Annotated in this window: 18 protein-coding genes; 12 read left to right on the forward strand and 6 right to left on the reverse strand. The window is 62.1% G+C overall.

The window, feature by feature from the left end; genetic code table 11:
• Nucleotides 1–13: 13 nt before the first annotated feature.
• Nucleotides 14–334 carry a DUF1476 domain-containing protein gene (locus MUU55_RS01910; RefSeq protein ID WP_244759073.1) on the reverse strand — a complete coding sequence of 107 codons (321 nt, stop codon included), beginning with the start codon at nucleotides 332–334 and terminating at the stop codon, nucleotides 14–16.
• Nucleotides 335–560: 226 nt separating this feature from the next.
• Here MUU55_RS01910 and purC point away from each other — a divergent pair, with 226 nt between their 5' ends.
• Genes purC through MUU55_RS01935 form a run of 5 tightly spaced genes read left to right on the forward strand, consistent with a single transcriptional unit; the run spans nucleotide 561 to nucleotide 2,997 of the window.
• Nucleotides 561–1,325: a phosphoribosylaminoimidazolesuccinocarboxamide synthase gene (gene purC / locus MUU55_RS01915; protein WP_244759074.1), complete on the forward strand. Its 765-nt coding sequence runs from the start codon at nucleotides 561–563 to the stop codon at nucleotides 1,323–1,325.
• Between the two features lie 44 nt (nucleotides 1,326–1,369).
• Nucleotides 1,370–1,612, forward strand: coding sequence for a phosphoribosylformylglycinamidine synthase subunit PurS (gene purS / locus MUU55_RS01920; protein ID WP_117366198.1), 243 nt, complete (start codon nucleotides 1,370–1,372; stop codon nucleotides 1,610–1,612).
• A 19-nt stretch (nucleotides 1,613–1,631) separates the two neighbouring features.
• On the forward strand, nucleotides 1,632–1,889 hold the full coding sequence (locus tag MUU55_RS01925) for a hypothetical protein (RefSeq protein ID WP_244759075.1): 258 nt from the start codon (nucleotides 1,632–1,634) through the stop codon (nucleotides 1,887–1,889).
• Nucleotides 1,886–2,557, forward strand: coding sequence for a phosphoribosylformylglycinamidine synthase subunit PurQ (gene purQ / locus MUU55_RS01930; RefSeq protein WP_244759076.1), 672 nt, complete (start codon nucleotides 1,886–1,888; stop codon nucleotides 2,555–2,557). Before MUU55_RS01925 ends, purQ begins: the two co-directional genes overlap by 4 nt.
• A gap of 47 nt (nucleotides 2,558–2,604) precedes the next feature.
• Nucleotides 2,605–2,997, forward strand: a complete 393-nt coding sequence (locus tag MUU55_RS01935) for a hypothetical protein (RefSeq protein ID WP_244759077.1) — start codon at nucleotides 2,605–2,607, stop codon at nucleotides 2,995–2,997.
• 7 nt (nucleotides 2,998–3,004) lie between these two features.
• On the opposite strand, the gene MUU55_RS01940 is transcribed toward MUU55_RS01935, so the two are convergent.
• Nucleotides 3,005–3,220 (reverse strand): DUF1127 domain-containing protein, encoded by a 216-nt coding sequence (locus tag MUU55_RS01940; protein WP_244759078.1) that lies wholly within the window; start codon nucleotides 3,218–3,220, stop codon nucleotides 3,005–3,007.
• A 94-nt stretch (nucleotides 3,221–3,314) separates the two neighbouring features.
• Between MUU55_RS01940 and MUU55_RS01945 the strand changes: the two genes are divergently transcribed.
• The 7 genes from MUU55_RS01945 to MUU55_RS01975 all read left to right on the forward strand — a co-directional run bounded on the left by MUU55_RS01945 (nucleotide 3,315) and on the right by MUU55_RS01975 (nucleotide 9,970).
• On the forward strand, nucleotides 3,315–4,736 hold the full coding sequence (locus MUU55_RS01945; RefSeq protein WP_244759079.1) for an aminotransferase-like domain-containing protein: 1,422 nt from the start codon (nucleotides 3,315–3,317) through the stop codon (nucleotides 4,734–4,736).
• 103 nt (nucleotides 4,737–4,839) lie between these two features.
• On the forward strand, nucleotides 4,840–7,077 hold the full coding sequence (gene purL / locus MUU55_RS01950) for a phosphoribosylformylglycinamidine synthase subunit PurL (RefSeq protein WP_244759080.1): 2,238 nt from the start codon (nucleotides 4,840–4,842) through the stop codon (nucleotides 7,075–7,077).
• 16 nt (nucleotides 7,078–7,093) lie between these two features.
• Nucleotides 7,094–7,327 (forward strand): BolA/IbaG family iron-sulfur metabolism protein, encoded by a 234-nt coding sequence (locus MUU55_RS01955; protein ID WP_244759081.1) that lies wholly within the window; start codon nucleotides 7,094–7,096, stop codon nucleotides 7,325–7,327.
• Nucleotides 7,328–7,333: 6 nt separating this feature from the next.
• A complete protein-coding gene (locus tag MUU55_RS01960) occupies nucleotides 7,334–7,597 on the forward strand; it encodes a hypothetical protein (protein ID WP_244759082.1) in 264 nt (87 codons plus the stop codon).
• A gap of 18 nt (nucleotides 7,598–7,615) precedes the next feature.
• Nucleotides 7,616–8,152 carry a hypothetical protein gene (locus tag MUU55_RS01965; protein ID WP_244759083.1) on the forward strand — a complete coding sequence of 179 codons (537 nt, stop codon included), beginning with the start codon at nucleotides 7,616–7,618 and terminating at the stop codon, nucleotides 8,150–8,152.
• 151 nt (nucleotides 8,153–8,303) lie between these two features.
• Nucleotides 8,304–8,639, forward strand: coding sequence for a Grx4 family monothiol glutaredoxin (gene grxD / locus MUU55_RS01970; protein WP_244759084.1), 336 nt, complete (start codon nucleotides 8,304–8,306; stop codon nucleotides 8,637–8,639).
• A 125-nt stretch (nucleotides 8,640–8,764) separates the two neighbouring features.
• Nucleotides 8,765–9,970 (forward strand): multidrug effflux MFS transporter, encoded by a 1,206-nt coding sequence (locus MUU55_RS01975; protein WP_244759845.1) that lies wholly within the window; start codon nucleotides 8,765–8,767, stop codon nucleotides 9,968–9,970.
• A 181-nt stretch (nucleotides 9,971–10,151) separates the two neighbouring features.
• Here MUU55_RS01975 and MUU55_RS01980 read toward each other — a convergent pair whose 3' ends face one another.
• From MUU55_RS01980 to rpsD, 4 genes are all read right to left on the reverse strand, one after another.
• Nucleotides 10,152–10,970, reverse strand: a complete 819-nt coding sequence (locus tag MUU55_RS01980; RefSeq protein ID WP_244759085.1) for an inositol monophosphatase family protein — start codon at nucleotides 10,968–10,970, stop codon at nucleotides 10,152–10,154.
• Nucleotides 10,960–11,826: a tRNA 2-thiocytidine(32) synthetase TtcA gene (gene ttcA / locus MUU55_RS01985; RefSeq protein WP_244759086.1), complete on the reverse strand. Its 867-nt coding sequence runs from the start codon at nucleotides 11,824–11,826 to the stop codon at nucleotides 10,960–10,962. Before ttcA ends, MUU55_RS01980 begins: the two co-directional genes overlap by 11 nt.
• Before the next feature lie 31 nt (nucleotides 11,827–11,857).
• Entirely contained in the window at nucleotides 11,858–12,784 is a 927-nt protein-coding gene (locus MUU55_RS01990) for a glutaminase (RefSeq protein WP_244759087.1), read from the reverse strand.
• Between the two features lie 75 nt (nucleotides 12,785–12,859).
• On the reverse strand, nucleotides 12,860–13,477 hold the full coding sequence (rpsD, locus tag MUU55_RS01995) for a 30S ribosomal protein S4 (RefSeq protein WP_117366213.1): 618 nt from the start codon (nucleotides 13,475–13,477) through the stop codon (nucleotides 12,860–12,862).
• Nucleotides 13,478–13,685 lie beyond the last annotated feature (208 nt).

A 13,685-nucleotide genomic window follows, 5' to 3' on the forward strand; every position in this document is an offset into this window, starting at 1 on the left:
GCGATGGGATCGCTTACTTGGCTTCGAGCTGCGAAATCGCAACGGCGAGCAGCTCGATCATCTGCACGCGAATTTCGTCTTCGCTGCGGGCAACGCCGCCGGCATCGAAATCGGCCTTCACCTTACGCACGACATCCTCATGCCCGACTTCCTCGAAGTCCGCCGCAACGACGTCCTTGGCGTAAGCATCCGCTTCCTCGCCGGTCTTGCCGAGCAGGCCGGCAGCCCACAGGCCGAGCAGCTTGTTGCGACGTGCTTCGGCCTTGAAGCGCAGCTCCTCGTCCAGTGCGAACTTGGCCTCGAAGGCCTTTTCCCGATCCTGAATACTGGTCATCCGTGACTCCCGTAGATTCTCTCAGCCATCAAAGGCTTCTCCGCCCATAAATCAAAACGACGACAAAAGTGCAATGCGAACTTTCGTCCCACTGAAACTTGCCGGAAGGCCGGAAATCGGGGGATCGGGCGTCACGGCGATTGTGAAAGTGCGGCATTTCGTTTATGGGAGCGCAAAAGACCGATATGTGCGCGAGCCCAAGCGCGCCAACCACAGAGACAAATCCATGAACCGTCGCCGCCGTATTTACGAGGGCAAGGCCAAGATCCTTTATGAGGGTCCCGAGCCGGGCACGCTGATCCAGTTCTTCAAGGACGATGCGACCGCCTTCAACAAGAAAAAACACGACATCATCGACGGAAAGGGTGTGCTGAACAACCGGATTTCCGAGTACCTCTTCACGCAGCTGAACAAGATGGGTATCCCCACCCACTTCATCCGCCGCCTGAACATGCGCGAGCAGCTGATCAAGGAAGTCGAGATCATCCCGCTCGAAGTCGTCGTGCGCAACGTCGCCGCCGGCTCGCTGTCCAAACGCCTGGGCATCGAGGAAGGCACCGTGCTGCCGCGCTCGATCATCGAATTCTACTTCAAGGCCGATGCGCTCGAAGACCCGATGGTCTCCGAAGAACACATCACGGCCTTCGGCTGGGCAAGCCCTCAGGAACTCGACGACATCATGGCGCTCGCCATCCGCGTCAACGACTTCCTCTCCGGCCTGTTCCTCGGCGTCGGCATCCAGCTCGTCGATTTCAAGATCGAATGCGGCCGCCTGTTCGAGGGCGACATGATGCGCATCATCATCGCCGACGAGATCTCGCCCGACAGCTGCCGCCTGTGGGATATCGCCACGCAGGAAAAGATGGACAAGGACCGCTTTCGCCGCGATCTCGGTGGGCTCGTCGAAGCCTATCAGGAAGTGGCACGCCGTCTCGGCATCATCAACGAGAACGAGCCTCCGCGCGGTACCGGCCCGGTTCTGGTGAAATAATTGCGCCCGCCCGGCGCTTGGGATTTTGGTTTGAAGAGGAAGACATGATCAAGGCACGCGTAACGGTCACGCTCAAGAACGGCGTTCTCGACCCGCAGGGCAAAGCCATCGAAGGCGCGCTCGGCAGCCTCGGTTTCGACGGCGTCGGCGGCATCCGCCAGGGCAAGGTGTTCGATCTCGAGCTCGCCACGGCCGACCGTGCCAAGGCCGAAGCCGACCTCAAGGCCATGTGCGAGAAGCTTCTGGCCAACACGGTAATCGAGAATTATACTATCGCCCTCGCCTGACGGTTGAGGGATATAGACAATGGCAGATGTCACGAACGAACTGCTGTACGGGGTGCTGAAAAGCATTCCTGCCCGAATGGACAAATTGGACATCGGGCTTTCCGATCTTCGCAGTGAGATGATCACGACGCGAGGAGCGATCGTTACAGTCCAGCAGGACGTTCACCACATCTACTCGCGCCTGGCCCACATGGACAAGCGTCTCGACCATATCGAAAAACGCCTCGAACTGCGTGAACTCGCCGAGGCCCAGGCAAGGTTTGAACCACACCCATGAAGTCCGCCGTCGTCCAGCTCCCCGGCCTCAATCGTGACCGCGACATGATCGCGGCGCTGACCAAGATTTCCGGCACCGCACCGGTCACTGTCTGGCAGACGGAAACGGACCTGCCGGATGTCGATCTTATTGTCATCCCCGGCGGCTTCTCCTATGGCGATTACCTGCGCTGCGGCGCCATCGCCGCACGCATGCCGGTGATGCAGGCGATCAAGGCGAAGGCGGAAGCCGGCGTGAAGGTTCTGGGCGTGTGTAACGGCTTCCAGATCCTGCTGGAAGCAGGCCTGCTGCCAGGCGCCCTCATGCGCAACGCCTCGCTGAAATTCGTCTGCCGCGAAGTGAAGCTGGAAGTGGTGAATGCCGAGACGGACTTCACCCGCGCCTATGACAAGGGCCAGATCATCCGCAGCCCTGTCGCCCACCACGACGGCAACTTCTTCGCCGATGCCGAGACGCTCGCTGCCATCGAAGGCAACGGTCAGGTCGTCTTCCGCTATGCCGACGGCACCAATCCGAACGGCTCGCTCAACGACATTGCCGGCGTGATGAATGCCAAGGGCAACGTGCTGGGCTTGATGCCGCACCCGGAAAACCTCATCGAGGCCGCCCATGGCGGTTCCGACGGCCGCGGCCTTTTCGCTTCCGTGCTTGACGTAATCGCTGCTTAACCCGGCGTCGTTATCAAGGGCGCATGTCCAAACCCGAAAGGCTTTCCATGCGCCCTCGTCTCTCTGCCAAGCTTCTCCTGCCGCTCGTTGCCGTTGCGGCGCTGGCTGCTTGCCAGACGAAGACGCCGCCGCCGAAGGCCAATGGCGGCGCACTTCCGACCATGGAACGCGTGGCGCTCGGCGCCAACAGCTGCTGGTTCAAATCGGGTGACCCGGCCTTCAAGGCCTACCGTCTCGCGCCGGAACTGAATTCCTTCTCCGGCCGGCCGCGCATTCTCGTCGTGCACCGCAACTCCCCGGAGTCACGCCCGTTGCTCGTCGTGCAGGCGGAAGGCAGCCCTGCAAAGCTCGATGCCTTCGGACCGCTGATGGGCGAAGCCGTCGGTGCGCGTATCGCGACCGACGTCAAGCGCTGGGCGGCGGGTGGTAAGGGCTGCTGAGGCGTCCTCAGTCCCAATAGAACGATTTGCCGATCTCGCGCTGGGCCTCGCTGCGGGTGATCCCGATATCGCGCAGCTGATCCTCCGTCATCTCGATGAGGGCCTGACGCGTGCGGCGCTTCAGCCACCATGCCCGCACGGCAAGCCATGCTCGATGAAACAATCCACGAGTGGAACGCGAGTGCTCGATGTCGCCCTGGACGAAAATTGTATCAATTGCCATGAAACTGCCTCCTGAAAGGTCACTGGGAGCGTGACAATCGGTGCATTCAGGAGATAATTGACTTTCAGAACGGTGCAATATAAGAATTGCCACCATGACAAATTGGCTTCCCAATCTACAGGCCTCCGACGGCCCGCTCTATGTCCGCATCGCTGACCAGATCGAACAGGCCATCAACACCGGCACCCTCGCCTCCGGCAGCAAACTGCCGCCGCAGCGTAATCTCGCCTATGATATCGGGGTGACAATCGGTACGGTCAGCCGCGCCTACAGCATGGTGCGCGAGCGCGGTCTCGTGAGTGGTGAAGTTGGGCGTGGCACTTATGTCCTGGGCTCGCCCGACAATGACGATGCGGCCTCGGGCATCGACCCGATCAGCGCGCGCCTTGTCGGCACCCGCGCCACCAATGCACCGCCCGGTAAGCTGCGCTTCGACACGACGGCCGCCACGGATGTGGGACAATCGGCCATTGTCACCGATATCCTCTCGGCCATCTGTCGCGAGCAACCGAACGAGATTTCGAGCTATACACGGAATTTCCCGGCGCACTGGCTGGAGGCCGGTCGCCAATGGCTGAAGCGTGGTGACTGGCAGCCGGCGCAGGAAAGCATCGTCCCGACGCTCGGGGCGCATGCCGCCGTGATCGCTGCCGTGTCGGTCATCACGGCGCCGGGCGACCGCATCGTCTTCGAACACGTCACCTATTCTCAGGTCAGCCGCGGCACCGCCCTGCTCGGCCGCCAGACGGCACTGGTCGATTCGGATGCGCATGGCGTCATCCCCGAGGATTTCGAGCGAATCTGCGTCCAGCAGCACCCCAAGCTCGCCTTCCTGATGTCCGGCGCCCAGAACCCGACGCTCGTCACCATGCCGGAGGAGCGCCGCCGGGCCATTGTCGCCATTGCCAAGCGGCACAATGTCTTCCTCGTGGAGGACAATCTCTATGGCGCGACGGCCAATGACGACATTCCGTTGCTCGCCGAAATCGCACCGGAGCGCACCTTCCTCGTCGGCGGGCTGTCGAAGAGTGTGGCGGCCGGCGTGCGCGGCGGCTGGATCGCCTGCCCACCGCATCTGGCGCAGCGCGTGCGCATCGCCCACAAGATGGTGAGCGGCGGCCTGCCCTTCCTGCTCGCCGAGCTTGCCGCCCGCCTCGTTTTGTCGGGCATGGCCGATACCATCCGCGCGAAAGTCTCCGAGGAGGTCGGCATCCGCGAGGCGCATGCGCGCAACATCTTCGAAGGGCTGGATTTCAACTCGCATCCGCGCGTGCCGTTCCTCTGGCTGAAGCTGCCGGATCCCTGGCTGTCGGGCACCTTCAGACAGGCAGCGTTTGCCGAAGACATCCTCATCGACGATGAGGACGAGTTCAAAGCGGGCCGCTCGGAAAAGACATTTCATCGCGTGCGCATCGGCCTCTCCTCACCGACGGAACGCGAGGCGGTCGTCGGCGGCCTGATGCGGCTTCGGCGGCTGCTCGAAAACGGCCCGACGGGGTATGACAGCCCGGCCTGAAAGCCGCGTTTGCCTGTGTTTCACCGTCATTTTCCTGTCGCGCTGACAGTCGGCTTGGGTTAAAGAGACGGCAATCCTGCCCTCCACGACAAGACGAGCGACGATGACCATTTCGAACACCCGCCCGATCACCCCGGAGCTGATTGCCGCCCACGGGCTGAAGCCGGATGAATACGACCGCATCCTCTCGCTGATCGGCCGCGAACCGACCTTCACCGAACTTGGTATCTTCTCGGCCATGTGGAACGAGCACTGCTCGTACAAATCCTCCAAGCGCTGGCTGCGCACGCTGCCGACCAAGGGTCCGCGCGTCATCCAGGGTCCGGGCGAAAACGCCGGTGTCGTCGATATCGATGACGGCGACTGCGTCGTCTTCAAGATGGAGAGCCACAACCACCCGTCCTATATCGAGCCCTATCAGGGTGCGGCGACCGGTGTCGGCGGTATTCTGCGCGATGTCTTCACCATGGGCGCGCGCCCGGTCGCGGCAATGAACGCGCTGCGCTTCGGCGCGCCTGACCATCCGAAGACCCGCCACCTCGTCTCCGGCGTCGTCGCCGGCGTTGGCGGCTACGGCAATTCCTTCGGCGTTCCGACAGTCGGTGGCGAAGTCGAGTTCGATCCGCGCTACAACGGCAACATCCTCGTCAACGCCTTTGCCGCCGGCCTTGCCAAGTCGAACGCCATCTTCCTCTCGGAAGCAAAGGGCGTCGGTCTGCCGGTCGTCTATCTCGGCGCCAAGACCGGCCGTGACGGCGTGGGCGGCGCAACCATGGCATCGGCGGAATTCGACGAGTCCATCGAAGAGAAGCGCCCCACCGTGCAGGTCGGCGATCCCTTCACCGAAAAGTGCCTGCTGGAAGCCTGCCTTGAACTGATGCAGACCGGCGCCGTCATCGCCATCCAGGACATGGGTGCCGCCGGCCTCACTTGCTCGGCCGTCGAGATGGGCGCCAAGGGCGACCTCGGTATCGAGCTGAACCTCGATCTCGTGCCAGTCCGCGAAGAGCAGATGACGGCTTATGAAATGATGCTGTCGGAAAGCCAGGAGCGCATGCTCATGGTTCTCGAGCCGGCCAAGGAAGAGGTCGCCAAGGCGATCTTCATCAAGTGGGGCCTCGCCTTCGCCATCGTCGGCTATACGACGGACGACCTGCGCTTCCGCATCCTGCACCAGGGCGAGGAAGTCGCAAACCTGCCGATCAAGGAACTGGGCGACGAAGCGCCGGAATACGACCGCCCCTGGCGTGAACCGGGCAAGCCCGCACCGCTGCCGGCCAATCTGGTGGAAGAGCCCGCCAATTACGGCGAGGCCGTGCTGAAGCTCGTTGGCTCGCCGAACCAGTCCAGCCGCCGCTGGGTTTACGAGCAGTATGACACGCTGATCCAGGGTAATTCCCTGCAGATCCCCGGCGGCGATGCCGGCGTCGTGCGCGTCGAAGGGCATGCCTCCAAGGCGCTCGCCTTCTCCTCCGACGTCACTCCGCGTTATGTCGAGGCCGATCCATTCGAAGGCGGCAAGCAGGCTGTCGCCGAATGCTGGCGCAACATCACGGCGACCGGCGCCGAGCCGCTCGCATCCACCGACAACCTCAACTTCGGCAACCCGGAAAAGCCCGAGATCATGGGCCAGTTCGTCAAGGCGATCCAGGGCATCGGCGAAGCCTGCCGCGCGCTGGACTTCCCGATCGTCTCCGGCAACGTCTCGCTCTACAACGAGACGAACGGCATCGCGATCCTGCCGACCCCGACCATTGCCGGCGTCGGCCTGCTGCCTGACTGGTCGGTCATGGCCAAGATCGGCGGCGCCAAGGATGGCGATCACCTGATCCTCATCGGCACCGACGGCAGCCATCTCGGCCAGTCCGTCTATCTGCGCGACGTCATCGGCAAGATCGATGGCCCGGCGCCGGAAGTGGACCTGCATGCCGAACGCCGCAATGGCGATTTCGTGCGCTCGGCTATCCGCAACGGTCAGGTCACGGCCTGCCACGACATTTCCTCAGGCGGCCTCGCGACCGCGCTTGCCGAAATGGTCATGGCCTCCGGCAAGGGCGCCAAGGTCGATCTCTCCGAATCCAACGGCCCGGCGCATGCGCTGCTCTTCGGTGAAGACCAGGCCCGCTACGTGCTCGCGGTTTCCGCCGATCTCGCCAACTTCGTCTGCGCCAATGCGGAAGGTGCCGGCGTGCCGTTCCGCCGCCTCGGCACGGTCGTCGGCGATGCACTGGCCGTGGATGGCCTGTTCTCGCTGCCGATTGAGCAATTGCGCAACACCCATGAATCGTGGTTCCCTGACTTCATGGATGGCAACGGCACCGCCGCTGCCGCCGCAGAATAAATAAGGGAGCAGTTTCATGGCCATGTCACCCGGCGACATCGAAGACCTCATCAAATCCGGCATTCCCGGAGCGAAGGTGGTCATCCGCGATCTTGCCGGCGACGGCGACCATTATGCAGCCGAGGTCGTCGCGGAAGCCTTCCGCGGCAAGACCCGCGTGCAGCAGCACCAGATGGTCTACGACGCATTGAAGGGCAATATGGGCGGCGTTTTGCATGCCCTCGCCCTCCAGACCTCCATTCCGGAGTAATCCGTGATGGCCGGCCTTCTCGACCAGCTCGTCTCCGGTGTCGTTGATGCAGCCCTCAAAGAGGTGCTGAAGAAGACCGGCGTGCGCAAGACCACGACCACCAAGCGCACGCGCCGCAAGGCGACGACGCGCAAGAAGGCTTCCGGCGGCATCCTCGGCGATATCCTCGAGGCTGCGCTGAAGCCGACGAAAAAGCCGGCGAAGCGCCCACGCAAACAGACGAGCCGCCGGCGCACGGCGGCCAGTCGTTCGGCCCAGCGTAACCGCTGATCCAGCCAAGGTCCCGCCATGCGTCTCGTCGTTCTCTCGCTTGGCCTGTCCCTCCTCGCCCTGCCCGCGGCAGCGCAGGACGTCGAGTGCCATTCCAGCGACAGCTATCGCGTTGCCGTAAAACTCTATGACGAAGAACCGGGCGCGCAGATCGCCGTCACGGCTCTTGAGCCGGATGCTGCGTCAACCTGCCGGTTCGATGCGAACGAGGCCGACGACGTGATCGGCGAACCTGGCGATCCCTTGTGGTTCTACGCGCTGGAAGGCAACATACTGGTGTTGAGCCGCTCGACAGGCCCGCAGGGCGATGTCGTCGTGCACGACCTGGACGAAGGCACAGTGCTGCTCGATGCGCCGTCCGATGCCTTCGAGGTTCAGAGCGGCAAGCTCACCTTCTGGGAACGCACGGTCGAGGGTACGCCCGACACCTGCCCCGGCTTCGCGGAGTTTCAGGCAAACGGTTTCGGCACGGTCATCACGGTCGAAAAGACGCTGGATTTCGCCGACGGCAACGTGACGGCGACCGGCGCGAGCCGCTGCGACGGCACGCAATAGGCGCGGCAACGGCGCAACACCCAGGATTTGCTAAGGCAACCCCCCGTATTTTTTCCTGAGGGACTTCTGGCATTTGTCACCCGAGGTTGTTATCTAGGGCGCATGGTTCATCGCATCGGCCCTTGAAGCCGATTTGCTAGGGAATACGACTATGAGCGGCATCCAAGATTTCATCGCCAACGAAGTGAAGACCAACGACGTCGTCCTGTTCCTCAAGGGCACGCCGGAATTTCCGCAGTGTGGCTTCTCCGGTCAGGTCGTGCAGATCCTCGATTACGTGGGCGTGGACTACAAGGGCATCAACGTGCTCGCCGATGCCGACATCCGCCAGGGCATCAAGGACTATTCCAACTGGCCGACCATCCCGCAGCTTTACGTGAAGGGTGAATTCATCGGCGGTTGCGACATCGTGCGTGAAATGTTCCAGTCGGGCGAGCTGCAGTCTCACCTTCAGGAACAGGGTATTTCGATCAAGGGCGCTGCCTGACGCTTCACGGTCTTCCGACCGGCAAGCTTTTCAAAGGCGCCGCATCCCAGCGGCGCCTTATCTCATTTATGGAATGAATTGATATGTCTGGACTTTCCCCTGAATCGGCCCAGCGCCTCAAAGGCATGGGCAAGATAGAATTCATCGCGCTCATGGCGTTCCTCATGGCGCTCAATGCGCTAGCCATCGACATCATGCTACCCGGTCTCCAGGAAATCGGCGCCAGCCTTGGCGTCGAAAACGAGAACCACCGGCAATATGTCATCTCGGCCTATCTGATCGGCTTCGCCTTCGCGCAGTTGCTTTACGGCCCGATCTCCGACCGCTTCGGCCGTCGTATGCCGATGTTCGTCGGGCTGGGTATCTATGTCGTCTCGTCGATCGCGGCGATCTTCGTGCCGAGCTTTGCCGCGCTGCTCGCCGTGCGTTTCATCCAGGGCATCGGTTCGGCGGCGATGCGCGTCATCACCGTCTCGATCGTCCGCGACATATTTGGCGGGCGCGCGATGGCGGAGGTCATGTCGCTGATCATGATGGTCTTCATGGTCATCCCCGTCATGGCGCCGGGCATCGGCCAGGTTGTCATGCTGTTCGGCAACTGGCACCTGATCTTCGCCTTCATGGCGGTCGTGGCACTCGCCGTCTGGGCCTGGATGTATGTCCGCCTGCCGGAAACGCTGCATGAAGACGACGTTCGCCCCTTTACGGTGCGTTCGGTCCTCGGCGGCTTCCGCATCGTTCTGACTGACCGTGTGGCGCTCTGTTACACACTGGCGAGCACCTTCATCTTCGGGGCGCTCTTCGGTTTCATCAACTCAGCGCAGCAGATCTACGTCGGCATCTACGGCCTTGGCGTCTGGTTCCCGGTCGCGTTTGCCGCCGTCGCCGCCTTCATGGCGCTGTCGTCGTTCGTCAATGCCCGCCTCGTCGGCCGGTTCGGCATGCGCAAGCTGTCGCACGGCGCCCTGATGGGCTTCCTGACGGTCAACACGCTGTGGCTCGTTCTGACGCTGATCTGGCCGGGACATGTGCCCTTCCCGATCTTCATCGTGCTGTTTGCGCTATCGATGTTCCAGTTCGGCTGGATCGGCTCGAACTTCAACTCGCTCGCCATGGAACCGCTCGGCCACGTCGCCGGCACCGCCTCCTCGGTGCTCGGTTTCATGGGCACGGCGGGCGGTACGATCATCGGCGCGATCATTGGGCAGTCGTTCAACGGCACGGCGCTGCCGCTGGTCACGGGCTTCTTCACGCTCTCGATCATCGGCCTGATCTTCGTTTTGATTGCCGAGCGCGGAAAGTTGTTCCAGGCGCATAACAAGCCGGTTTGAGACAGGCGACCAACTCTCCGTCATCCTCGGGCTCGCCCCGAGGATCCACATCTCACGGCACGTGTTGAGTTTGTGACATGGATCCTCGGGGCGAGCCCGAGGATGACGGAGGAGAGGTTCGTAGACAAAAAAGGCCCGGTTGCCATTGGCAGCCGGGCCTTTTCCGTTGAAGAGCGTCCATTTAGTCAACAAACACTTCGCGGCGCAGCAGTTCCCAAGTGTCTTTGTCCGGTGCGACCAACAGGCCGCCTTCCGTGTGGTGCGGCTTGTAGGCCGAGCCATCGAAACGGGCGGCGTAGGCGCCGGCTTCCTGGGCGATCAGCGTGCCGGCCAGGTGATCCCAGGGCATCAGCTTGTTGTACATGAGGTAATGCAGGTGGCCGCCGGCGAAGGTGCGGTATTCGTGCGCGGCGCAGCGATAGTTCGAGACGAAGGCCACCTTGGCGAGGTTCGACAGGATGCGCGCGCGGCGGTCGCGATCAAGGAAGCTGGTGGAAGCCATGCCGGTCAGGTCTTCTAGTGCGGCACCGCCGCGTGCCTTCAGCTTGACGGCCGGGCGGTGATCGCCGGTCTGCCAGGTGCCGCTGCCCTTTTCAGCCATGACGAAATCGTCGCCCATCGGATCGTAGATGATGCCGCCAACGGTTTCGCCACCGGAGACGATCGCCGCCATGACGCCGAAGAGCGGCACGCCGGACGCGAAATTGAACGTGCCATCGATCGGATCGACGACGATGGCCGTTTCGGCATCGCCGAGCTTCGAAAGCAGCGCCGGATCAGCCGCAACCGATTCCTCGCCGACGAACAGCACGCCCGGAAACTGCGCGGCAACCTCGCGCTTAATGAAGCGTTCCGCCGCTTCGTCCGCGACCGTCACGAGGTCGTTCGCGTCGGCCTTGGTGTGAACGTCGCCTTTGGCGAGCGCACGAAAGCGTGGGCGGATTTCCGCTTCGGCGGCCTGTGCAAGCACAAGCGCCAGGGCATTGATGTCAATCGTCATTGCTTTTTACCGTTTCGAGGGAGGAGAAATCGAAAAGCTTGGGGTCGAGAAGATGGGACGGATTGGTATGGCCAAGCGCGCGCAGCATGGCATCCTTGCGGCCGGGCATGCGCGTTTCGATATCGGCCAGCATCGCCTTCATCGCATTGCGCTGGAGACCGTCCTGCGAGCCGCAGAGGTCGCAGGGGATGATCGGGAACTGCATGGCTGTTGCGAACTTCGCCAGATCGTCCTCCGCCGCATAGGCGAGCGGCCGCAGTACCATCAGGTCGCCTTCGTCGTTCAAGAGCTTCGGCGGCATGGCGGCCAGCCGCCCGCCATGGAAGAAGTTCATGAAGAAGGTTTCGAGAATGTCCTCCCGGTGGTGGCCGAGCACCAGCGCATCACAGCCCTCCTCCCGGGCGATGCGATAGAGATTGCCGCGCCTGAGCCGCGAGCAGAGCGAACAATAGGTCGCCCCCGCCTGCACCTTCTCCTTCACGATGGAATAGGTGTCGCGGTATTCGATGCGGTGTTTGACGCCGATCGATTTCAGATATTCGGGCAGGATATGTTTTGGAAAATTCGGCTGGCCCTGGTCGAGATTGCAGGCGATCAGTTCGACCGGCAGCACACCGCGCCATTGCAGGTCCATCAGAAGCGCAAGCAGGCCGTAGCTGTCCTTGCCGCCGGAGACACCGACGAGCCAGCGCTTCTGGCCCTTCAGCATGGAAAAATCGTCCATCGCCTGCCGCACCTGCCGAAGCAGGCGCTTGCGCAGCTTGTTGAACGACACACTCGAAGGCGCATCCGCAAAGAGCGGATGGCGGCCATCGTCCGATGTGTCGTCGTCGGTTTCAGCGAATGCCAAGGTCATGGGCCTGCAATGCCCCGAACCGGCGGCACAATCAAGCCCCGAAGACCGACCAGCCAGTGCGCGCCGCCAGCATTTCGAGCGCCAGCGAGCCGATGAGCGAGTTGCCGTTGTCGTTGAGGCCGGGCGACCAAACGGCAACGGACGCCTTTCCGGGCGCTACGGCCAGAATCCCGCCGCCGACGCCGCTTTTTCCGGGCAGGCCGACACGATAGGCGAAATCGCCGGAACCGTCATAATGGCCGCAGGTCAGCATCAATGCGTTGATACGTCGCGCCCGAAGATGCGAGACGACGCGGTGGCCGGTCAGCGGGTTGGTGCCGCTATTGGCAAGGAACAGGCCCGCCTTGGCGAGCTGCCGGCAGCTCATGGCGAGTGCGCATTGATGGAAATAGACGCCGAGCACCAGTTCGGCCGCATGATCGAGTTTGCCGAAGGAGCGCATGAAATTGGCGAGCGCGAAATTGCGAAAACCCGTCGCCTGCTCGGAGCGCGCCACGGCCTGGTCGATGATGATGTCGTCTTCGTCCGCCAGATAGCGCAGGAAGCGCACGACCTCGCCGATCGCCTCCTTCGGCGTGTGGCCGGCGAGCACGAGGTCGGTGATGGCGATGGCGCCGGCATTGATGAAAGGATTGCGCGGGATGCCGCCTTCCTGTTCCAGCTGGACGATGGAATTGAAGGCCGATCCCGAGGGTTCGCGACCGACGCGCTTCCAGATCGATTCGCCATGTTTGCCGAGTGCCAGCGTCAGCGTGAAGACCTTGGAAATGCTCTGGATGGAGAACGCTTCTTCCGCATCGCCGACGAGATGCACGTCGCCGTCGACCGTCACCACGGCCATGCCGAATTTTTCCGGATCCACATGGGCGAGCTGGGGAATGTAGTTCGCCACCTTGCCCTCGCCGCGCCGTGGCAACAGCGTGGCGTGGATATCTTCGATGATGCCCTGCAGATCCATTCGTCATTTTCCCCAAAGAAAAAGCCGCCAATTTCTTGGCGGCTTTTCCAGATTGCGCAAGGTGTCGACCGCGAATTAACGCGAGTAGAATTCGACGACCAGGTGCGGTTCCATGACGACGGCGTAGGGCACGTCGGAGAGAACCGGGATGCGAACGAAGGTCGCAACCATCTTGTTGTGATCGACTTCGATGTAGTCCGGAACGTCGCGTTCAGCCAGCGAAACGGATTCGAGAACCGTGACGAGTTGCTTGGACTTTTCCTTGACTTCAATGACGTCGCCCGGCTTGCAACGGTAGGAACCGATGTTGACGCGGACGCCGTTGACCTTGACGTGGCCGTGGTTGACGAACTGACGGGCAGCAAAAACCGTCGGAACGAACTTGGCGCGGTAGACGATCGCGTCCAGACGCGATTCGAGCAGGCCGATCAGGTTTTCCGGGGTGTCGCCCTTGCGGCGTTCGGCTTCAGCGAAGATCGCGCGGAATTGCTTCTCGCGGATATCGCCATAGTAGCCCTTCAGCTTCTGCTTGGCGCGGAGCTGGACACCGAAGTCCGAAAGCTTGGACTTGCGGCGCTGGCCGTGCTGGCCCGGGCCGTATTCGCGGCGGTTGACCGGGGACTTCGGACGGCCCCAGATGTTTTCGCCCATGCGGCGGTCGATTTTGTACTTGGATGCAGCGCGCTTGCTCATCGCATTTCCTCTAAGTCTTGTTATGGCCTGCCCGTTGCCGGACCGGCTCAAGGAAACACGCCCTCCTCTGAACCTTTCGGGTTCCGACAGGCTTCTCACGATCGCGACCGGAGAATCCACGGGACATGTCAAATGAAACACCGGACATTTCTGCCCGGCGTTGGCGGGGTCATTAGGCGAGTTTTACGAAACTGTCAACGAACAAAGC

It is taken from the genome of Shinella curvata (assembly GCF_022899935.1).
Lineage (GTDB): Bacteria > Pseudomonadota > Alphaproteobacteria > Rhizobiales > Rhizobiaceae > Shinella > Shinella curvata.